The 21,799-nt window shown below is 42.6% G+C and carries 24 protein-coding genes; 23 read left to right on the top strand and 1 reads right to left on the bottom strand.

Features of this window, described 5'->3' with window-relative positions; genetic code table 11:
- The first annotated feature begins 18 nt into the window (after positions 1-18).
- The 15 genes from BS1321_RS00960 to BS1321_RS00890 all read left to right on the top strand — a co-directional run bounded on the left by BS1321_RS00960 (position 19) and on the right by BS1321_RS00890 (position 13,069).
- Entirely contained in the window at positions 19-951 is a 933-nt protein-coding gene (locus BS1321_RS00960; RefSeq protein WP_063233510.1) for a sirohydrochlorin chelatase, read from the top strand.
- Positions 948-1,718, top strand: coding sequence for a precorrin-6A reductase (cobK, locus tag BS1321_RS00955; RefSeq protein ID WP_063233511.1), 771 nt, complete (start codon positions 948-950; stop codon positions 1,716-1,718). The genes BS1321_RS00960 and cobK overlap by 4 nt, the downstream gene beginning before the upstream one ends.
- A gap of 12 nt (positions 1,719-1,730) precedes the next feature.
- Positions 1,731-2,378, top strand: coding sequence for a precorrin-8X methylmutase (locus BS1321_RS00950; RefSeq protein WP_063233512.1), 648 nt, complete (start codon positions 1,731-1,733; stop codon positions 2,376-2,378).
- Positions 2,379-2,383: 5 nt separating this feature from the next.
- On the top strand, positions 2,384-3,496 hold the full coding sequence (locus BS1321_RS00945) for a cobalt-precorrin-5B (C(1))-methyltransferase (protein WP_063233513.1): 1,113 nt from the start codon (positions 2,384-2,386) through the stop codon (positions 3,494-3,496).
- Positions 3,480-4,694, top strand: coding sequence for a bifunctional cobalt-precorrin-7 (C(5))-methyltransferase/cobalt-precorrin-6B (C(15))-methyltransferase (locus BS1321_RS00940; protein WP_063233639.1), 1,215 nt, complete (start codon positions 3,480-3,482; stop codon positions 4,692-4,694). Before BS1321_RS00945 ends, BS1321_RS00940 begins: the two co-directional genes overlap by 17 nt.
- A complete protein-coding gene (gene cobI / locus BS1321_RS00935; RefSeq protein ID WP_063233514.1) occupies positions 4,687-5,394 on the top strand; it encodes a precorrin-2 C(20)-methyltransferase in 708 nt (235 codons plus the stop codon). Before BS1321_RS00940 ends, cobI begins: the two co-directional genes overlap by 8 nt.
- On the top strand, positions 5,391-6,167 hold the full coding sequence (gene cobM / locus BS1321_RS00930; protein ID WP_063233515.1) for a precorrin-4 C(11)-methyltransferase: 777 nt from the start codon (positions 5,391-5,393) through the stop codon (positions 6,165-6,167). Before cobI ends, cobM begins: the two co-directional genes overlap by 4 nt.
- Positions 6,164-7,288: a cobalt-precorrin 5A hydrolase gene (locus BS1321_RS00925; protein ID WP_063233516.1), complete on the top strand. Its 1,125-nt coding sequence runs from the start codon at positions 6,164-6,166 to the stop codon at positions 7,286-7,288. Before cobM ends, BS1321_RS00925 begins: the two co-directional genes overlap by 4 nt.
- A 16-nt stretch (positions 7,289-7,304) precedes the next feature.
- Positions 7,305-8,720 carry a cobyrinic acid a,c-diamide synthase CobB gene (locus BS1321_RS00920; RefSeq protein WP_063233517.1) on the top strand — a complete coding sequence of 472 codons (1,416 nt, stop codon included), beginning with the start codon at positions 7,305-7,307 and terminating at the stop codon, positions 8,718-8,720.
- Between the two features lie 14 nt (positions 8,721-8,734).
- Positions 8,735-9,544 carry a uroporphyrinogen-III C-methyltransferase gene (cobA, locus tag BS1321_RS00915; protein ID WP_063233518.1) on the top strand — a complete coding sequence of 270 codons (810 nt, stop codon included), beginning with the start codon at positions 8,735-8,737 and terminating at the stop codon, positions 9,542-9,544.
- The gene (locus tag BS1321_RS00910) at positions 9,523-10,086 is read left to right on the top strand and encodes a nitroreductase family protein (RefSeq protein WP_063233519.1); all 564 of its coding nucleotides are present in this window, start codon (positions 9,523-9,525) and stop codon (positions 10,084-10,086) included. The genes cobA and BS1321_RS00910 overlap by 22 nt, the downstream gene beginning before the upstream one ends.
- Before the next feature lie 14 nt (positions 10,087-10,100).
- Entirely contained in the window at positions 10,101-10,637 is a 537-nt protein-coding gene (locus BS1321_RS00905; RefSeq protein WP_063233520.1) for a cob(I)yrinic acid a,c-diamide adenosyltransferase, read from the top strand.
- 12 nt (positions 10,638-10,649) lie between these two features.
- Positions 10,650-12,167 carry a cobyric acid synthase gene (locus tag BS1321_RS00900; RefSeq protein WP_063233521.1) on the top strand — a complete coding sequence of 506 codons (1,518 nt, stop codon included), beginning with the start codon at positions 10,650-10,652 and terminating at the stop codon, positions 12,165-12,167.
- A gap of 176 nt (positions 12,168-12,343) precedes the next feature.
- Entirely contained in the window at positions 12,344-12,616 is a 273-nt protein-coding gene (locus BS1321_RS00895) for an HU family DNA-binding protein (protein WP_063233522.1), read from the top strand.
- 204 nt (positions 12,617-12,820) lie between these two features.
- The gene (locus tag BS1321_RS00890) at positions 12,821-13,069 is read left to right on the top strand and encodes a hypothetical protein (protein WP_063233523.1); all 249 of its coding nucleotides are present in this window, start codon (positions 12,821-12,823) and stop codon (positions 13,067-13,069) included.
- A gap of 540 nt (positions 13,070-13,609) precedes the next feature.
- Here BS1321_RS00890 and BS1321_RS00885 read toward each other — a convergent pair.
- Complete coding sequence (locus BS1321_RS00885) at positions 13,610-14,395, bottom strand: serine/threonine protein kinase (protein ID WP_326151716.1); 786 nt, start codon at positions 14,393-14,395, stop codon at positions 13,610-13,612.
- A gap of 279 nt (positions 14,396-14,674) precedes the next feature.
- Here BS1321_RS00885 and BS1321_RS00880 point away from each other — a divergent pair, with 279 nt between their 5' ends.
- Genes BS1321_RS00880 through BS1321_RS00845 form a run of 8 tightly spaced genes read left to right on the top strand, consistent with a single transcriptional unit; the run spans position 14,675 to position 21,798 of the window.
- The gene (locus tag BS1321_RS00880; RefSeq protein ID WP_063233524.1) at positions 14,675-15,142 is read left to right on the top strand and encodes a flavin reductase family protein; all 468 of its coding nucleotides are present in this window, start codon (positions 14,675-14,677) and stop codon (positions 15,140-15,142) included.
- Between the two features lie 17 nt (positions 15,143-15,159).
- Positions 15,160-16,641, top strand: coding sequence for a 4-hydroxyphenylacetate 3-hydroxylase family protein (locus BS1321_RS00875; protein ID WP_063233525.1), 1,482 nt, complete (start codon positions 15,160-15,162; stop codon positions 16,639-16,641).
- Between the two features lie 31 nt (positions 16,642-16,672).
- Positions 16,673-17,422, top strand: a complete 750-nt coding sequence (locus BS1321_RS00870; protein ID WP_063233526.1) for an IclR family transcriptional regulator — start codon at positions 16,673-16,675, stop codon at positions 17,420-17,422.
- A gap of 38 nt (positions 17,423-17,460) precedes the next feature.
- Entirely contained in the window at positions 17,461-18,021 is a 561-nt protein-coding gene (locus BS1321_RS00865) for a 3-hydroxyanthranilate 3,4-dioxygenase (protein ID WP_063233527.1), read from the top strand.
- Positions 18,006-19,031 carry an amidohydrolase family protein gene (locus BS1321_RS00860; protein ID WP_174524167.1) on the top strand — a complete coding sequence of 342 codons (1,026 nt, stop codon included), beginning with the start codon at positions 18,006-18,008 and terminating at the stop codon, positions 19,029-19,031. Before BS1321_RS00865 ends, BS1321_RS00860 begins: the two co-directional genes overlap by 16 nt.
- Positions 19,015-19,476, top strand: coding sequence for a RidA family protein (locus tag BS1321_RS00855; protein WP_063233529.1), 462 nt, complete (start codon positions 19,015-19,017; stop codon positions 19,474-19,476). Before BS1321_RS00860 ends, BS1321_RS00855 begins: the two co-directional genes overlap by 17 nt.
- Positions 19,477-19,522: 46 nt before the next feature.
- A complete protein-coding gene (locus BS1321_RS00850; RefSeq protein WP_063233530.1) occupies positions 19,523-20,998 on the top strand; it encodes an aldehyde dehydrogenase in 1,476 nt (491 codons plus the stop codon).
- 17 nt (positions 20,999-21,015) lie between these two features.
- Positions 21,016-21,798: a 2-keto-4-pentenoate hydratase gene (locus BS1321_RS00845; RefSeq protein WP_063233531.1), complete on the top strand. Its 783-nt coding sequence runs from the start codon at positions 21,016-21,018 to the stop codon at positions 21,796-21,798.
- The last annotated feature ends 1 nt before the right edge of the window (position 21,799 follow it).

Genomic DNA, 21,799 nt, shown 5'->3' with positions numbered 1-21,799 from the left:
TCAAGAGGGGGAAAGTAAATGAAAGCAGTTTTGTTCGTAGGACACGGAAGCCGCTTGGCTTCGGGAAATGAGGAAGTCCTTCATTTTATTGAAAATATGATTCCGGCAATGGACGAGCGCTTCCTAGTAGAAACGTGCTTCTTAGAATTTGCGGTACCGAATATATCTAAAGGCATTGATAATTGTGTAAAACGAGGAGCTACTGAAGTTATCGTCATACCGATCATTTTGTTGCATGCAGGACATTCGAAATTACATATCCCAGCTGAAATAGAGGATGGGAAAACCAAGTATCCAGAAGTGAAATTCACATATGGCCAAACGATCGGGGTTCACCATGATGTATTGACAATCCTGACAGACCGTCTTGAGGAAGCGGGATTCGATACAACCGCTGAACATGCTGAGACAGCAATATTGCTAATTGGCCGAGGTGGCAGTGATGCTGATGCAAATAGTGATATATATAAAATTTCACGATTATTATGGGAAAAATTAAACGTTAAATGGGTCGAAACAGCTTTCATGGGTGTAACGGACCCGCACGTTGATGAAGGTATTGAACGATGCATCCGGTTAGGGGCAAAAAAAGTAGTGATGCTGCCATATTTCCTCTTCACAGGCGTGTTGATGGAAAGAATGGAGGATATGCTTATAGGCTATCAAGAGCATTATCATGATCGAGAATTCATTTTGGCGAAGTATTTTGGGTATCATCCAACATTACAGAACATTCTCCAAGAGCGAGTAATTGAAGCTAGTGAAGGCAGGTCAAGTGGGGCACGTGATTTGGAAAACTATCGTAAACATGTCGAGGAACATGGACATGCCCACCATCATCACCATCACGACCACGACCACCACCATGATCACGATCACGATCATGACCATCATCACGATCACGATCATGACCACGATCATGATGGGCAAGTGGTGGGGACGTCAAAATGATTTTGTTCTTGGCGGGTACAAGTGATGCAAGGGAATTAGCGATTGAGATGCAGCAGGTGGGATTCAAGGTTTTGGCAACTGTTGTAACTGGGTCGGCGGCTAAGAGTTTGCAAGATGCAGGGATATCTACCCGGATTGGCCGATTAACTGCAGAGGATATGACATCTTTAATCTCTGAAAAAGGTTTTCATGCTGTAGTTGATGCAAGTCATCCATTTGCGGAAGAAGCATCCAAAAACGCCCTTAACGGAGCAAAGGCAGCCAATGTTCCTTATATTCGTTATGAGCGTGAAAGCCAACGGTTTCAGAATGATAAATTGATAGTTGTCCGTGATTATGAGGAAGCTGCCAAACTTGCCGCTTCAAAACGGGGAGTCATTATGCTCACGACCGGAAGTAAAACCCTAGCCGTGTTCGCAAAAGAATTGGTTGGGCTCGAGAATACCAGAGTCATAGCGAGAATGCTGCCACGCATGGACAATATGGAAAAATGTGCGCAGCTGGGCATTGAACAAAAAAATATCGTTGCGATTCAAGGTCCATTTTCCAAAGAATTAAATAAAGCTCTATATGAACAGTATGGCGTCACATTGATGATAACCAAAGAAAGTGGCAAGGTCGGTGCGGTTGACGAGAAATTGGAAGCCGCGTTGGAATGTGGAATAGAGACGATTATGATATCGCGACCGGATGTGGACTATCAAAATGTACATTCCAGTTTTGATCATGTCATTGCCGAGTTGAATAAACAGCTAAATGAAAATTAGGAGGAATGCAAGATGGATTTTAAAACGGATTTTAAACCACTAACTGTAGACCCGGACAAAATATATGATTATAGCTTTTCAATCATTGCTGAAGAAATGGGCAATCATGATTTTTCTGAGGATGAATGGAAGATCGTCCGCCGGGTCATTCATGCTTCAGCGGATTTTGAATTGGGAAGAAGTGTCATCATTCATCCAAATGCCATTCAAGCTGGTGTGGAAGCCATTCGCAAAGGTAGACATGTCATTGCTGATGTGCAAATGATCGAGAGCGGTACAGGCAAAAAAAGATTTCAAAAACACGGCGGGGACGTTCATTGCTATATTTCAGATCCAGATGTGATGGTCGAAGCAAAACGTTTGAATACGACAAGGGCGATCATTTCGATGCAAAAAGCCGTTAATGAAAATGAAGGGGGCATTTATGCCATTGGCAATGCACCTACCGCTTTACTTGAGCTCATTCGCCTTATTAAAGAAGGGATTGCAAAACCGGACTTAATCATTGGAATGCCTGTTGGGTTTGTTTCTGCAGCGGAATCTAAAGAGGAACTGGCTAAGATCACAGAAGTGCCATTCATTACGAATATTGGCCGAAAAGGTGGAAGTACTGTCACTGTTGCAGCATTGAACGCGATTTCCCTTTTAGCTGATAGTTAAAAAACATGGAAAAGAAAGTGAAAAAAGACCCCTCACAAATGCGTCATGGGTATACGACGGGAGCATGTTCGACAGCCGTGACCAAAGCGGCATTGACCGCTTTGATCACGGGGGATGCACTTGAGGAAGCAACGATTTCCTTGCCCATCGGCCGAGATGCCACTTTCACTATTGAGAAATATGATATATCGGAAAATGCAGTTAGTGCGGAAACCATTAAAGATGCCGGAGATGATCCCGATGCCACCCATCTGGCACATATTATCTCTACTGTCAGCTGGTCGGATGCACCTGGGATTATCCTGGATGGAGGGACCGGTGTGGGCCGTGTGACCAAACCCGGTCTTCCCGTTCCAGTAGGAGAAGCTGCCATTAATCCTGTACCGCGCAAAATGATTTTAACCACTGTGCAACAAACATTGGAAGAATTTAAGATCAATAGAGGAGTGAAAGTCGTCATCTCCGTGCCCGCAGGTGAAGAAATAGCGAAAAAAACATTAAATGGCCGCTTGGGGATTGTGGGAGGCATTTCCATTTTGGGAACAAGGGGCACTGTCGTCCCTTTTTCCAGTTCCGCCTATATGGCAAGTATCGTCCAGGCTATCAGTGTCGCCAAAGCGAGTGGGTGTGAGCACCTTGTCCTAACCACTGGCGGGCGCAGTGAAAAGTATGCAATGGGCCTTCTCCAGGATTTACCTGAGGAAGCCTTTATTGAAATGGGTGACTTTGTAGGCTTCTCACTTAAGCAATGTAAGAGGCAGGGAATTAAAAAGGTCTCACTGGTCGGTATGATGGGTAAATTCTCCAAAGTGGCCCAAGGTGTGATGATGGTTCATTCAAAAAGTGCCCCGGTCGACTTCGGTTTTCTATCGGAAATAGCTCAAAGTGTCGGAGCTGAAGATGATCTTGTACTTGAAATCAAGAATGCAAACACAGCATCACAAGTCGGGGATATGATGTCAGCGATCAATAATTTTGATTTTTTTAATAAACTATGTGAATCTTGCTGTCACTCTGCCATAAACCAAGTGAAGGGCGGCATTGAAATGGAAACGGCGATTTATTCGTTGAAAGGACAATTACTGGGAAGGGCTGTTGGAATTGAGTCAATCGATTAAATTAATCGGGATAGGGGATAACGGTCAGGAAAGCTTACTGCCCCAATATGCCCAATGGATAGAAGAAAGTGAAGTGCTGGTCGGAGGTGAACGGGTCTTATCCTTCTTTCCGAACTATTCTGGCAAGAAGATTGTCATAAAGGGCGGTTTGAAAAAGGTCGTGGAACAACTTCAGGATGAAACTCGTCCAACAGTTGTCTTAGCTTCCGGTGACCCATTGTTTTATGGAATGGGAGGCTATCTTTCCAGCAAAATCAACATGGAGGTTTACCCATATTTCAGTTCAATTCAGCTTGCTTTTGCAAAAATGGGGGAAAGCTGGCAAGACGCCTTCCTAGTTAGTATTCATGGCCGCAGTATGAAAGGGCTGGCCCAGAGGATTGATGGGAAAGCGAAAGTTGCCTTGCTTACAGACATCGAAAATAGTCCAAATCAACTGGCTAAATATCTCCTTTCATTCGGAATGACTGAATACCGGGCATTTGTGGCTGAAAATCTTCAAGGAGAAACCGAAGACTCTGGCTGGTATGAACTTGATGAAATGATGGAGCGGGAATTCTCCCCGTTGAATGTCGTCATTTTGAAAAGAAAATCAGATGGTCCAAGCTGGTCCTTAGGGATAGAAGATGAGGAATTTTCCCAGCGTAAGCCGGATAAGGGACTCATAACCAAAAAGGAAATTCGGGTATTAAGCCTGCATGCGTTGAAGCTCAGGAAAAACAGCATAGTTTGGGATGTTGGAACGTGTACGGGATCAATGGCAATTGAAGCGGCTAAGCTTGCTTCAGAAGGCCAAATCTTCGCAATTGAAAAAAATGAGCCTGATTTAGAAAACTGTTATCAAAACCAACGTAAATTCCGTACCGATATAACGGCTATTCATGGAAAAGCTCCGCAGGGATTAGAAACTTTTCCGGATCCTGATGCGATTTTCATTGGCGGGACTGGCGGCGAAATGGTAGATCTAATCAGTACATGCTGCAAACGGCTTAACGAAGGCGGCAGGATCGTTCTAAATGCTGCGACGATTGAGAATCTTTACCGGGCTAATGAGGCATTTGCGGACGCTGGTTTTCACACTTCCATCATGCATGCGCAAATCTCCAGAAGTAAGCCAATATTGGGAATGAACAGATTTGTACCGCTTAATCCGGTTTATATCATTACGGCACAACGAAAGGAAGACATGAATGAGTAATCTTGGTACATTATATGGCCTAGGCGTGGGCCCAGGCGATCCAGAGCTTATTACAGTAAAGGCATTTCGCGTGATTCAGGAATCTCCGGTCATTGCGTATCCCAAAAAAAGAAAAGGAAGTAAAAGCTACGCCCATCGCATCGTTGAAGTTTACATTCGTCCTGAAGAGAAGGAGATGCTGGGCCTTGTTTTTCCGATGACGAAAGATCAATCGATTTTGGATCGGGAATGGAACGGAACGGTTGAAAAAGTTTGGCAAAAATTATATGAAGGAAAAGATGTTGCTTTCGTTACGGAAGGCGATCCGCTTTTATATAGTACGTTCATACATATGATGAAATTGATGCAGGAGTTGCATCCCGAAGTCGAAATCAAGACAGTCCCGGGCATTTCTTCTTTTAATGGATCAGCGTCAAGGCTGGGCATCGCTTTGGCTGATGGTGATGATCATGTTGCTATAGTTCCTGCAAGGGATGATTATGAAGCGATGAAGAAGGCGATCGAAGATCATGATGCCGTGGTGTTCATCAAAGTGGCAAAGGTCATCGATTTAATGATTACCGTTTTAAAAGATTTGGACTTGCTTGAAAAGGCCTCGGTCGTAACCAAAGTCACTTCCGATGAAGAAGTGATTTGGAAAGTGAGTGAATTGGAAGGACTTGAACTGGAATACTTAACATTGATGGTGGTGAGAAAATGAAGATATATATTGTAGGTGCTGGCCCAGGTGACCCGGATTTGATTACTGTAAAAGGATTGAACATTCTTCAAACGGCTGATGTTATTTTATATACGGATTCATTAGTGAATGAAGAATTGATTGCTAAGGCAAAACCCGATGCCGAGGTGCTAAAAACAGCTGGAATGCATTTGGAAGAAATTGTTGGCATCATGGTTGAGCGTGTTAAAGAAGGAAAGATGGTTGCAAGAATCCATACAGGGGATCCTGCCATGTACGGCGCAATCATGGAACAAATTGTCTTATTGAAGAAAGAGGGTATTGGTTATGAGGTGATACCTGGCGTAAGTTCGGTATTTGCCTCAGCAGCGGCAATAGGAGCAGAGTTGACCATCCCTGATTTAACTCAGACACTCATATTAACGAGGGCTGAAGGACGTACGCCTGTTCCGGAATTTGAGAAGTTACGTGATTTGGCAAGTCATCACTGTACGATTGCCCTATTCTTGAGTGCGACCTTGACCAAAAAAATCGTTAAAGAACTCCAGGAAGCCGGTTGGAAGGATGATACTCCGGTAGCAGTCATTCAACGGGCAACATGGCCGGACCAAAAAATTGTCCGAACCACGTTAGTGAACTTAGATGATGATATGCGTCAAAATGGTATCCGCAAGCATGCGATGATTTTGGCTGGATGGGCGTTAGACCCTACCATTCATGATAAAGATGAATACCGTTCCAAACTTTATGATGCGAGTTTTACCCACGGTTTCAGAAAAGGTGTTAAGCCATGATCATTGAATTGAAAGAAGCGGAACTTGCTCCCATTAAACGGTCTCATACTTATGCAATCGTGGCGATTACAAAGCATGGTGTCGAGCTGGCACGAAAATTACATACCGTTTTTTCGAATTCCGATCTATATTACATGAGCAAGTTTGAAAAAGGGGACGAAGAGCATAAACAGATCCAGCTTTTTTCGGGCAGTGTCCGTATGCTATTACCAGCTTTATTCAAGGAATATAAAGGAATCATTTTAATTATTTCACTCGGGGCAGTAGTCAGGATGATTGCACCAATTTTGAAGGATAAGAAAACGGATCCAGGTGTGGTTGTCATTGATGATAAAGGGGAAAATGTCATCAGTGTACTGTCAGGACATCTGGGAGGAGCAAATGAACTGACTAAGGAAGTGGCTGCAGCACTTGATGCAAAAGCTATAATCACCACGGCTTCGGATGTACAAAAAACGATTCCTGTCGACTTATTCGGCCAGCGCTTCGGTTGGATTTGGGATTCCGCAGAAAAATTGACGCCAGTAAGTGCGTCCGTTGTAAATGAAGAGCATGTTGCCGTTGTACAGGAGTCAGGTGAACGGAACTGGTGGCATTATGAAACGGCATTACCTGAACGAATAATCGTATACCCATCCATTGAAGAAGCGCTTCAAGCAAAGCCGCAAGCAGCTCTGGTCGTGACTCACCGCATGCTTAGCCAATCAGAAAAGAGGATCCTGGAAAATGGGATCGTATATCGTCCAAAAGTCATTGCTCTCGGTATCGGGTGCAATAGGGGAACAGCGGCTGCTGAAATTGAGCAGGTGATTGCAGAAACACTAGCCGAATTATCGTTTTCCTTAAAAAGCGTTAAAGCGCTCTGTACAATTTCCATAAAGAAAGACGAAATCGGCTTGATTGAAGTAGTTGAAAAATATGGCTGGGAATTCGTGCATTATGAACCGGAAGAGCTTAATCAAGCCAAAATCGAAGCGCCATCCGATACTGTATTTAAATACACAGGTGCATATGGTGTGAGTGAACCGGCTGTGAGGATTTATACTAAAGCTGATCAATTGGAGCTAGTTAAGAAAAAATCGGGGAACGTAACCATATCAGTTGGGATCATTCCTTTTTAAGGAGGGAGAAACAAATATGAACGATAGAAGATTGGTAATTGCGGGTACCGGAAGCGGTGTCGGTAAAACGACATTGACCATCGGCATCATGGCAGCCCTCCAGAAGAAAGGCTATACTGTTCAGGGGTTCAAATGTGGTCCTGACTATATTGATCCTACTTATCATACCGCAGTTACAGGACGGATTTCACGCAATCTTGACAGTTGGATGTTCGAACATGACACTGTCCTGGAAATCCTTAACAAAGCAGGTACCGGAGCTGATATATCGATCATCGAAGGAGTCATGGGCTTCTTCGACGGCAAAAGTCCTTTATCCAATACAGGATCGACGGCTGAAATCAGCATCATCACGCAAAGCCCTGTCCTATTGGTAGTCAATTGTGCCAGCATGGCACGGAGTGCAGCTGCCATTGTAAAAGGCTTTCAGGATTTTTCGACCGGTCCGAACATCATAGGGGTCATTGCCAATCAAGTGGGAAGTGCAGGCCATTACAAAATTGTCAAAGAAGCCATTGAGCAAGAATGCAATGTACCGGTGCTGGGTTATATGAAGCGGGAAATGGATATTGATATTCCTAGCCGTCATTTGGGTTTAATTCCTGCTATTGAACGCGGGGAACTAAACCCGTTTTTCGATAAGCTGGCACAATTAGTCATGGAAACGATCGATATCGATCAGTTGTACCGGTTGTCCAAGACAAGCGCCGTTTCCAGTGGAAACTCAAATATATTTCAACCCCAAAATGAAAAGGACGTGTGCATTGCCGTCGCAAAAGATGCAGCCTTCAATTTTTATTATCAGGAAAACCTTGAGTTGCTTGAAGCAAATGGGGCGAACATCAAATATTTTTCACCATTAAAAGGAGAAGAAGTTCCATCGGATGCAGATGGTTTATACCTTGGAGGCGGTTTTCCTGAGGAATTTGCAGATGAACTTTCCCGTAACGTGGGTGCTATCAGATCCATAAGAAGCTCCATTGAAATGGGGATGCCGACTCTAGCGGAATGTGGCGGTTTCATGTTTTTGAGCAAATCGATTGAAACAACTTCAGGAGAAACACATCAGATGGCAGGAATGATACCAGGCAGGATTAAAATGCAGAAAAAGCTTGCGGCACTTGGGTATCGTGAAATTACAGGAACTTCAAGCAATTTTTTGATCAATGAAATTGAACAGGCAAAAGGTCATGAGTTCCACTACTCGACATTTGAAGCGGATGATGATCTTACACATGCTTATGAAGCCAAAGGCAGATTTGGTTCGAAACAAGAGGGGTGTGTTTTAGGTAACCTTGTTGCTGGGTATACTCACTTTCATTTTGCTTCTAATCCAACACTTGCAAAGAACTGGATCGATGCTTGCTTAAAACAAAAAAACAGATCAACCCATGAAACTATCAACAAGGAAAAGGTATTTTTTGAAGATTAAGAGGAGGAGCTAGCATGAAACCGGGAAAAGTTCATCTGGTCGGTGCGGGTCCCGGAGATCCGAAACTGATTACGGTATATGGACTGGAATGTATCCAAAAGGCGGATGTCATTGCATATGACAGGCTTGTCAATCCAGAACTATTAACCTATGCAAAAGAAGATGCAGAACTGGTGTATTGCGGGAAATCACCAGGGAAACATCATCTCATTCAAAATGAAATACATGAACTTTTAGTGGAAAAAGCCTTACAGGGTAAAAACGTCACCCGTCTTAAGGGGGGAGATCCATTTGTCTTTGGGCGGGGCGGTGAGGAAGCAGAGATACTGGCTGCTAATGGGATTGAATATGATATCGTCCCAGGAATCACAGCTGGAATCGCAGCACCGGCTTATGCAGGCATCCCGGTAACACACCGTGAACATGCCTCAAGTTATGCCATTGTGACAGGCCATGGCCGTGATTACAAGGGGCAGGATAACCTGAATTGGCAGGCATTGGCTCAAGGCATTGATACTATCGCCTTTTATATGGGGATAGGTAATATGCCGTTTATCTGTGAAAAGTTGATGGAGCATGGCAGGGATGGTAAAACGCCAGTGGCCGTCATTGAATGGGGCACGACAGATAAACAAAGGACAATCACCGGTACTTTGAGTTCGATTTCTTTGAAGGCTGTAAAAGAAGAAATTCAAAATCCGTCAATCTTTCTAGTAGGGGATGTCGTCCAATTAAGAGAAAAAATCCAATGGTTTGAAAGAGTGATTGAATCAGAGTCCATTATTGAAGGGAATGAATCGGAATGTCCATCATTCAAGAATTGAAGGAACGCCGGGCAATAAGGAATTACGAAGAAAAAGAAGTGGAAGACCAAAAAATCAGGCAGTTATTGGAAGCGGCTACCTATGCTCCTAACGACCGATTGCGTGAACCTTGGAGTTTTTATGTAATCAAAGGAGAAGCGAAGCACCGTTATGAAAGATTGGCAGAAAGGTATTTACTTGAACGCTTCCCGACCAAACCAAAATTGATGGAAAGTTCACTTGAAGTTGTAAAGACGACACCACTTATCATTGTCGTGACTTCTGATATTTTGCCTGAGGATCCAGATTCATCCGAAGACAATGTATTCGCTTCTTGTTGTGCCGTCCATTCGATGTGGCTTGCGGCAAAAGAACTTGGTCTTGGATTCGTTTGGCGCACTAGAGGAGTGGGTCTTGTCAGGGATGAACGCCTGCACGAATTTATCGGTTCACCGGAAAATAAAAAAGTGATCGGCACCATTTTTGTCGGATACCCTAAAGGAGATCAACCGGTTCCTGCTACTAAAAGGACTTCATACATAGAAAAAACAGTTTGGCTATGAAGGTAGGTGAGTGAGTGGCACGCAGAGGATTAATGCTTATTTATACAGGGAACGGGAAAGGGAAAACGACTGCCTCATTAGGGGTGACTTTAAGGGCCATCGGCAGAGGAATGAATGTCAAATACCTTCAGTTCATAAAATCTCCTGAGCGTACATATGGGGAAGCATTGGCTTTGAGAAAATTAGGAGTTGAAATGGAACAGCTAGGTATTGGTTTTACGTGGACCAAAACTCCAGAAGAGCATCGCAGAGCATTAGCGTTAGCATGGGAAAAGGCGAAACTGGCCCTTAGTGATCCAGGCATTGATTTACTTGTTTTGGATGAGTTGAACAATGCGTTAGCGATCTCCAAATTTCCGATTGAAGATGTCTTGCCATTGGCTGAAGTCATCGATGCCATTCGAAATCGTCCCGCCCATATGCATATAGTCATTACCGGTAGGGATGCCAAACCAGGGCTGATGGAAATGGCGGATTTGGTTTCATCGATTGAGGCGACCAAACATTATTATGACGAGGGTATCGGCGCTGTCAAAGGATTAGAGTTTTAGGGGGTGAGCGTAATGAAGGCACGATCCATTATGATACAAGGGACGTCATCTGATGTAGGGAAAAGCTTGATTTGTACGGCATTTTGCCGGGTCTTTTCCAATAAAGGATTACGTGTTGTCCCATTCAAATCACAAAACATGGCTTTGAATTCTTATGTAACCTTGGATGGCGGTGAAATCGGACGGGCTCAGGGAGTACAGGCGGAAGCAGCACGGATCACAGCAACGACCGATATGAATCCGATATTACTGAAACCGAAGCAGGATATGGTTTCGGAAGTCATCGTGCACGGAAAGCATTTTCTTGATATGAATGCAAAAAGCTATCGGTCTCAATTTGTCCAGGAGGCCATGCCCATTATCCGTAAATCGGTGGAAAAACTTCAAGATGAATATGACATCATCGTACTCGAAGGGGCAGGAAGTCCGGCTGAAATTAACCTTAAGGACCGGGATATTGCGAATATGCGAATGGCTAAACTTACGGATGCGGCTGTCATTTTAGTGGCTGATATTGATCGTGGTGGAGTATTTGCGTCCATCATCGGGACACTTGCCTTATTGGATCAAGATGAACGAGATCGTGTAAAGGGGATCATCATCAATAAATTTCGTGGCATGCGTGAATTGTTGGACGATGGCATTGAATGGGTGGAAAAGGAAACCGGGATTCCGGTTCTCGGGGTGCTGCCCTATCTAGACGTGAATATTGAAGCTGAAGATTCACTAGCACTCTCTTCCTTACGTTTTAAAAAACCTAAAAAGGCTGAGTTTCCGATCGATGTAGCCGTCTTGAGATTTCCGCGGATCTCCAATTTTACAGATGTGGATCCTTTTTTCGATGAACCCGGAGTAGGTGTCCGCCTAGTAAGCAGTGTCCATGAGTTAGGTAATCCCGATCTTCTTATTTTGCCGGGTACAAAAAACACGATGGAAGATTTAGAGTGGTTGAATCGTATGGGGTTGGGTAGGGCCATCAATGAACTGCGGAAACAAGGAACGTTGATATTCGGTATATGCGGCGGTTTTCAAATGCTAGGGACCAAACTTTTCGATCCTGACGCGGTCGAAGGTGACGGTGAGAACGCAGAAGGGCTCTCGCTTCTTCCGGTGGAAACCGTATTTCAAGCAGAAAAGAAAACGGTACAAATGGAAGGTGTTCTTTCTGCTGGGATAATGGAAGGTCAAATGAATCTTAACGGTTTCGAAATACATTTAGGCAGAACGACATTGAAGTCACAAGTAAGGCCCTTTCTTTTATTGAAGGATGGAAGAGAGGATGGAGCCATTTCCAATGACAACAAAGTAATGGGAACATATCTTCATGGGATATTCCATAATCGCTTGTTCACTAGATTACTAGTTAACCAAATTCGACGGAACAAGGGGTTGGATGAAGTGAAGGAAAACGTTCAAAGCGACTCGGAGCGTAGGGAGGAAGCGTATAATCTCTTGGCTTCCCATTTAGAAGAAAACATTGATATGGATACCATCTATCAATGGCTGCAGCTGGAAACTACAGAAAGTTGAACAAGAGTCAGACAGTGCTTAGGTTAATGCTAATCAAAGCCCTTTTATCTTCAAAAAAGATCAATTTAGAGCTACAATTCCTTTTATTTGGCCATATTAAGTGACAGAGGCATACAAGATATGTTATGTTGTCTTCTCTACATACTTTATACAAAATAAAAGGATGAGGTGTTCATATGAATAAAACAGAATTAGTGAGCAGTGTTGCAGCACAAGCTGAACTGACAAAAGACGACGCAAAAAAAGTAGTGGACGCATTGTTTGAAACAATCACGGCTACACTTGCTAAAGAAGAAAAAATCCAATTAGTTGGTTTTGGTACATTTGAAGTGCGTGACCGAGCTGCTCGTACAGGAAGAAACCCGCAAACTGGCGAAGAAATACAAATTGCAGCTAGTAAAGTACCCGCTTTTAAAGCAGGTAAGGAATTAAAAGAAGCTGTAAAATAAAAATGAACGAAGAAAAACCTGGCGATGAAATATTCGCCAGGTTTTTTTGTTTACTGCCTGATTTTCATTTTTGAGCAGGGGGATTCGTAAAACGGCAGATTATTTTCAATTAACCCGGATTATGCTATTCTATAATTACAATTATTAACTGAAATGGTAAATATCGATAAGTAATTTGCTGTTTTGGTGAGGCGGGATATATTTATGAAAAGGCCATTAGGAGTTTCTTTAATTGGTTATTTTTATATATTTGGTGCGGTCATTTTACTGTTTACATCAATTTTCTATGATTCTAATGCCAATCAAATAGGGTTGGTGACAAGGTTTGGATTAGCTGATATACCAGAGCGCTTATTTAGAGTATTAGTGGCCCTTATATCCATCGTGATGGTCTATGGATATATGAGGTTAGAAATGTGGGGATTAAGGCTGATTCCTGTTCGGAGTGATTAGTTTGACTTTGTTTTTTTTACACAATCAACAGCCTTTTATTGGAAATGTGATTTGGTCAATAATTGTTTTGATATATTCCATTTATGTAGAACCTTCCTTCAAAATGAAACAGCAAGGCATACCTAATGACTCCACCAAGTAGAAGAGGACCACTGTTCAATTTAACGGTGGTTCTTCTCTTTAATATAGTCATTTTCAATGGAAGGAATCATTTGACCAACAATGAAATAAACCCACTCCATGAAAAAAGTAAGCAGTAATGGAATGTAACATAAATGAAAAAAAATTATAGTACTTATTAATAAGGTTTATACTGTGACTATGTTAGGCTAAATGAATAACAAGCTTTAAAACCAAAATAAAAGAGGTGAAAGATATGCTGAAAAAAATTATGAAAAAAATCAAACAGCTTTCCCAAGGCAGCAGTGAGCGAAGACATGGTCATTATCGCCGAGGCAGCAGTAGCAGCAGCCGCGGGTATAAAAGATATCCCATGAGTGGAAGTGATCGCTACAAGAGAAAGGGGCGTGGCAGTAGCAGCTAATTCCGTTTCATTGACTTCAATGCAGCCTGCAGGTCCATTGAAATTTCTTTGATATCTGAATAGGGTTCTTGGATGGTTAATAACCTTTTCAGTATATGCACGGTTTCTTTTTCTAACGAAAGCTCTTCTGTCCAAGGAAGAGCCTTTTTATTTTTGGAAGCGTACGTCGTATAAAGTACATATAAGAGCATTTCACCCAAGTCGTAAAAATCCTGCCTTTTCATCTGCATAATGGAATCTTTTGCGAGATCGGCTGAATCGATCATTTTAGACAAACCAAAGTCTATCAAAATGGGCTGATGGTTCTTAAGTAAAATATTTGGTATACGTAAATCTTGATGGAAAATGTCATGGTCATGTAGATAAGATACTAATCCGACCAACTCATCAAGAAATAATAGAGACTCTTTCTCATTGAACGTTATATGATTCAAGAAAATATGGTCTTCTAAATTATCTCCTTCAATGAAATCCATCACAAAATAAACATTTCCGTCTTGTGAAAATTTCTCGTGAAATTTGGGGATGTTTTTGTGGTTTAACTTTTGCAATATGGAGATTTCATTTTCAAACTGTTTCAGCTCTTTTTTGCTGCGGCGTTTACTTTTCCGTAGCTGCTTGATCACTATATTTTCATTCATTTTCAAATCATTGCAAAGATAAATGATACCGTAGCTTCCTGTTCCGATTACAGCTTTTACCTCGTAGCGGTAATTCAAAACCACTCCTTTTTTTAAAGGAATATCCGCAAAAAATTGGTAGATCTTTCTAAATGAACGCAAAATTGAAACTTCCCTCACCACTTTCATATATTCGAGTCAACCCAAAAGATCATTATTAATTAAGCTGGAAATATGAATGATCATGGATAGTTTAACACTGATTTTTGATAATGCGGTAATGAAAGTCTTTTCTTGGGGGCGTTCTTTTATACGATAGTTCACAATTAATAAGAGCTATTAAAAATTTTTCTTAAATTTCATATTATGAAATTATATGGATTTTTAAGTTTATTAAGTTTACTATAATGAATTCATAATAAAAGAGTAGGAGGTGATAAGATGAATGGGCGCGAGTTGAGAAATTGCTTTGGTAAATTCCCAACCGGAGTTACGATTGTGAGCTGGTTTGATGGGAAAGTTCAAAAGGGCATTACTGTGAATTCATTTACCTCGGTTTCCTTGGATCCCCCGCTTGCTTTAGTATCAATTCATAAAGAAGCAAAAGCCTGCACTAGCATGAAAGATAAATCTTTTACCATTAATATTTTGTCGGATGAACAAGAATCCATTGCATGGAAATTTGCTGGAAGTAAACAGGAAACACTTGAGATTGACTGGGATAACAAGGGGATTTCGCCAAAAATAAATGGAAGTGTTGCCTGGATGGAATGCAAACCATGGAAAGAGTATGATGCTGGTGATCATGTATTGTTCATCGGTGAGATCCAGGAGTTACATTTTGAAGATTTGGAAGCGCTTACTTTTTATCAAGGGAAAATGGGGTCTGCTAAACAACTTGTAAATTAAGGGGGATTCTTATTCTTATGGGCATTAAAACCGGCGAAGAATATATTAATAGAATTAAATCCAGAAAGCCAGAAGTCTGGCTTGGTGGAAGAGTGGTTGAGGATATTTATAATGAGCCAACTTTTAAACAGCCGATACAAGAAATTGCGAAGTTGTATGACATTCAACATGACCCGGAATATCAAGATGAAATCACCCACATTTGCAAAGAAACAGGTGAACGTGTTAACAATGCTTTCTTATTCCCGAAGACATCGGAGGATCTGCAAAAAAGAAGTAAATTATTTGAAGTGTATGCAAGGATGACATATGGACTAATGGGGAGAACGCCGGACTTTTTAAATGTCGTGGTCACTTCCATGGCACATAATTCCTGGTTTCTTGATAAATACAACACAGACTGGTCTAAGAACATCCAGGATTATTATACCTATATTCGTGACAATGATTTATTCTTAACGCATGCGATCATTAATCCTCAAAATGATCGAAGCAAGCAATCTCATGAACAAAAAGAAACATATACCCACTTAGGGACCGTTGAGGAAAAAGAAGAAGGAATACTGGTACGCGGTGCAAAAATGTTAGCAACCCTTGCACCCATTACAGATGAGGTGATTATCTATTCTTTCCCAGGATTCACACCAGGGGATGAACGTCACGCGGTAGCATTTGCACTGCCGATCGATACGCCTGGACTGCGAATAATCTGCCGGGAACCAATGCAGGACGGAACACGCTCGATGTTTGACCATCCACTGGCTTCCCGCTATGAGGAAATGGATGCCCTGCTTGTATTTAATGATGTACTGGTTCCTTGGAATCGCGTCTTCCTATACAACAATGTTGAGGCGGCAAACCGTTTGTATCCAATGACGGGGATCGCTGAACAGCCTGCTCACCAATCAGGAGTGCGTGGATATATTAAACTGGCATTTGCCGTTGAAGTTGCTTGTAAAGTGGCAGACTCGATCGGAGTTGATGGATTCCTGCATGTACAGCGTGATTTGGGTGAACTTGTTCAATCCGTCGAAGTAATCCGTTCACTGCTTCGGGTAGCAGAATATGAGTATACGATTAATGACTACGGTGAGGCCCGGCCAAATCCGGATGCATTGGAAACGATTCGCGGTTTCCTTCCAGAGATGTATCCCCGTGCCATAGAGGTTATACAGACCATTGGAGCTGGCGGGCTGTTGATGTCTCCGACAGGGGCCGACTTTGATAATCCGGAATTACGCAGTGATATCGATAAATATTATGGAGGCCGAAGCGGAGTTTCAGCGGAAGAGCGGGTAAGGGTGTTTAAACTTGCTTGGGATTTATGCGGGGAAGCATTTGGGCAGCGCCTCCTTCAATACGAGCGTTATTACACGGGTGATCCAGTTCGGAAAAGAGCTATTTTTTATAATAAATATAAGAAAAACAAGAACTTTAGTATGGTCGATGAAGTGCTTAACAAACCGATGAAAGTAGCCATCGATGCGGTTAACCAGTAATTTTAATAGTTGAATAGGCAGGGGGGCCGTCATGATTTCTTCCGTTGAGAAGCTAATAAAGATACTTGATTTATTCACTAATGAAGAACCCTCACTTGGAAATAAGGAAATAGCTGAAAAATTGAATATGAGTCCAAGCTCATCTCATCATCTAGTGAAAACGATGTGCAAGGAAGGGATGCTGATCCAAGGAAAAGATCGAAAATACCGGCTTGGGTGGAAGTTACTTGAGTGGAGCAGTAAAGTCATGTATCAGCAGGATATTCATTATGAGGCAGGTCCAATTATCAGTAATCTTGTCCTGCAATTTAGGGGAAATTCTCACATCGGTATGTTTCACGAAGGCGAAGTCAGGTTTGTGATGAAAATGTCGTCCCCTCATGCCGAGCATATGACCACATATATAGGCGCAAGAAAACCAGCTCATTGTACGAGCAGCGGGAAAGTATTACTTGCCTTTAACCCATCCTTTATTCAGCCTACGCTTGCAAAAGGGCTATTGAAGCACTCAACTAACACGATTACTTGCATTAACCAATTGAATGAAGAATTAAAGGACATCCGCAAACAAGGATTTGCGATTAGTGATGACGAAAATGATTTTGGGTTATATGGCGTTGCAGCACCCATTAAATCCTATAATGGCCAAGTTATTGCAGCACTTAACCTTGTCGGGGATCGACATTATATGATTGGGAAAGAAAAAACGAGAATTATTCAGTCTGTGATACGATCGGCACAAATGATTTCAAAACAGGTTGGTTATATGTCGTTAATGTAAATTTTCGGACTATTAAGAAAACTGGAGGTAGTTTATTTATGAAAGGATATGCTCAATCTTCAAAATTACAGGCTAGATCATTAAATCTAATAAAAGTTATTGAAGACAATAAAAATTTATTGAAACCGCCGGTTAATAACAAAGTGCTTTGGGAAGATTCCGAATTCATTGTCATGCTTCTGGGTGGTCCAAATTATCGGCGGGATTTTCATGTAGACCCTTCTGACGAGTTGTTTTATCAGATAAAAGGCTCCTGCTATGTAGAATGCATCAATCAAAACGGTGAGCGTGAAGTAGTGGAGGTAAAGGAGGGGGAAATGTTTATGCTGCCAGCTGGTGTACCTCATTCTCCTCATCGTGTATCTGATACTTACGGCATTGTCATAGAGCGCAAGCGTGCTAAAGATGAACTTGAAGATTTTGTTTGGTTCTGTGGGAATTGTAATCATGAGATGCACAAAGTTACGATCCAATTGACGAATATTGAGGTCCAGGTGAAAGAAGCCATTGAAGCCTTCAATGGAAGTAAGGAACTTCGCACTTGCCATGTATGCGGTCATGTCATGTCAGAAAACGTTGAGGCCTGGAAATGCGAATAGATTTTCATACACATATTCTTCCGTTGGACCTGCCAGACTTAACCGGTAAATTTGGTCAGGGACGCTGGCCAGTCCTAGAGCAGAAATGTTCTTGCGGGGCGGATATCATGGTAAGCGGAAAGCTGTTCAGGAAAGTGACTGACCAGGTATGGGACCCTGAAAAACGCATTCAGGATATGGATGCGGAAGGAGTCGATATGCAGGTGCTCTCACCGGTGCCAGTGACATTTTCATACTGGGCGCCAATTGACCAGGCGCTATACATGTCCCAGTTCCAGAATGATTTCATTGCTGAGACTGTGAACAGGCATCCTGACAGGTTCATCGGTCTCGGTACTGTACCGCTTCAGGATTTGAAAGTGGCAATTGGGGAAATGGAACGCTGTAAATTTGAGCTGGGCCTGGCGGGGATCGAAATTGGTACTAACGTAAATGGAGAAAATCTGGATTCACCCGTATTATTGGAGTTCTTCCAGATGGCCGAAAAATGGAAAGTCCCTCTGTTTATTCATCCATGGGAAACAATGGCAAAAGACCGAACGGAAAGGCATAACCTCATGTATACAGTGGCGATGCCGAGTGAAACGGCATTGGCGGCAGCAAGCATTGCATGGAGTGGCGTCATGGAAAAGTTCCCGGATCTGAAAATCTGTTTTGCACATGGCGGGGGCTCACTTCCATATATTTTACCTCGGATCGATCAGGGATGGGAAGTATGGCCTGATTTAAGAAAAACATCAATGCCACCAAGCCATTATGCACAAAAGTTTTATTTTGATTCCCTGAACTATGATACCCGGAATATTCAGTATCTGATTGACCGTTTTGGATATAAGAAAGTGCTGATGGGTTCCGACTATCCATTTTTATTGAGAGAAAAGCCTCCAGGTCAAGTAATTAATGACACTCTGAATCTATCAGATGAAGTGAAAGCGAATCTTTTAGGGGGAAATGCATTGAGGTTTTTAAATTTGGAATCACGAGGGGAGAAGCATGGAAAAACAGATTAAAGCGCCAGAACAAGTCCTTGAAGAGCTTGGAATCATGCTTGAGCCGCCAAGGGAAGCGGTCGGCAACTACGTTAGCCACGTTCGGGTGGGGAATTTGATCTTCACATCCGGACAAGGTGTTGATGAATATCACGGCAAGGTTGGCAAAGAGCTGACGGAAGAGGAAGGGTATCAGGCAGCGAGGCAGTCAATGATTAATCTTCTGAGGGTGCTGAAGGATGAGCTTGGAGAGCTATCCAGAGTGAAGAAGGTAATCAAAATTCTCGGAATGGTTAATTCAGCCGAAAATTTCACAGGTCAGCCCAAAGTATTGAATGGCGCATCAGACCTGCTTGTGGCCGTATTTGGAGAGAGGGGTAGACATGCTCGGTCAGCAGTGGGAATGGCCCAGCTTCCAAATAACACTGCAATTGAAATTGAAATGATTGTGGAAATACAAGATTGAGGCATTTGACTAAGCCAGTGTCTCAATAAAGGGAGAGGGATGTTTCATGCAAGCAGCAAAAGATAGTATAAATACAACTAAATCAATAGATTGCCGGCACTTTATTAACGGGGAATTCCTGAATCCAAATCAATCCAAGACTTTTGATAATATCAATCCCGCAACGGAAGAAATACTTGGATGGGTTGCGGAAGGAGGAAAAGAGGAGGTGAATCAGGCTGTTTCTGCAGCAAGACATGCCCTTAAAGGTCCTTGGAAATCTTTTACCGATAATGAACGCTCTGCGGTTCTAAGACGAATCGGAGATCTCATTTTGGAAAAGAAAGAAGAACTGACAATTTTGGAAACCCTTGATACAGGGAAACCATATAGCCTTGCACTGGAAATGGACATCAAGCGTTCAGCTCACAATTTCCACTTTTTTGCGGACTATATCACTACACTCGGTAATGAATCATTCAACCAGAACAACATTGCACTTCATTATTCGATTAGGCGGCCCGTAGGGGTGGTAGGGATGATTAATCCTTGGAATTTACCTCTGCTATTGTTGACATGGAAATTGGCACCATGCCTGGCAGCTGGCAATACAGCGGTTATGAAACCAGCTGAACTGACACCGATGACAGCGACAAAGTTAATGGAGATTTGTAAGGAAGCGGGAGTTCCTGATGGAGTCGTCAACCTTGTGCATGGATATGGTGGAAATTCAGCTGGAGCTGCTCTAAGTGAACATCCTGACGTCGATGCGATAACATTCACTGGGGAAACAAGAACGGGAACAGCGATTATGAAAGCTGCCGCCCCCACGTTGAAAAAAATCTCTTTTGAACTGGGCGGGAAAAATCCGAATATTGTGTTTGCAGACTCGAATCTTGATGAAGTAATCGAAACGACATTGAAATCAAGCTTCATGAACCAAGGTGAAGTTTGTTTATGTGGATCACGAATCTATGTTCAGCAAGAATTGTATGACGAATTCCTTGAAAAGATGGTCGCGCGAACAAAAAAATTAAAAGTCGGGGATCCGTTTGATTCCGAAACGGAAGTAGGAGCTGTAATAGGAAAAGAACATTATAAAAAAGTGATGAGTTACATTGACCTGGCGAAAGAAGAAGGAGCGAAAATATTAACTGGAGGAAGAAGAGCCGGACAGTTTGACAAAGGTTTTTTCATTGAGCCGACAATTATTGCCGGAGTTACGCGTGAATCCCGTTGTGTACGGGAAGAAATTTTTGGTCCTGTGGTAACGGTCATGCCTTTCGAAACGGAAGAAGAAGTACTGGAGCACGCTAATGATACTCATTACGGACTGGGGGCAACGATTTGGACCAATGATTTAAGGAGAGCGCATCGTGTCGCTTCTAAAATAGAGGCGGGCATTATCTGGGTGAATACTTGGTATTTGCGTGATTTGCGCACACCTTTTGGTGGTATGAAGCACAGTGGCATCGGCCGTGAAGGCGGGTCTCATAGTTTCGAATTTTACAGTGAACTGTCTAACGTCACGATTAAATTATAAAGGAGGGGGGAAGCAACATGAACGTTAGTTTAACAGAATGGTCTGCCAGGTTTTTGATAGCGGAAAAAACAGGAATTGGGATTACGGCCCCCACCAGTGAAATTCCGGATTTGGACGTGGAGGATGCCTACCAAATTCAGCTTGAAACCATTCGAAGGAAAACCCAGTCCGGTCTGGAAGTATCAGGTAAGAAAATAGGCTTGACTTCAAAGGCTATGCAGGAAGTTCTGGGAGTGAATGAACCAGATTACGGACATTTACTTGATGGGATGAAAATAGAAAATAATGGCAGTGTTTCGAGTCTGCGGTTGATCCAACCGAAAGTGGAGGCAGAAGTAGCTTTTATTTTAAAGAAAGATCTACATGGTCCCGATATTACGGTTGCTGATGTAATCGAAGCCACTGATTATGTGGTTGCTTCGATCGAAGTGGTTGATAGCCGGGTGATGGATTGGAAGATTAAACTTCCGGACACTGTGGCGGATAATGCATCATCGGGTCTATATATTCTGGGAGATCGCAAAATTCACTTGAGTGATATCGACCTCCCTTCCATTCGAATGAGCCTATATAAAAATGGCGAATTCATGAACCAAGGAACAGGTGAAGCAGTACTTGGAAATCCAGCAAATTGCGTGGCCTGGCTAGCAAATAAACTGTATGGGTTTAAAGGTTCATTGGATGCGGGCGAAGTAATTTTGTCCGGTGCGTTATCCGCAGCAATCGAAGCGAAACCAGGTGACCGTTTTTCTGCTGACTTTGGAGAAAAGCTTGGAAAGGTCTCGGTTAATTTTGAGTGAA

The organism is Peribacillus simplex NBRC 15720 = DSM 1321, from assembly GCF_002243645.1.
Taxonomy (GTDB): domain Bacteria; phylum Bacillota; class Bacilli; order Bacillales; family DSM-1321; genus Peribacillus; species Peribacillus simplex.
The sequence above is the reverse complement of the archived record's forward strand: the minus strand, read 5'-3'. Positions and strand labels throughout refer to the sequence as shown.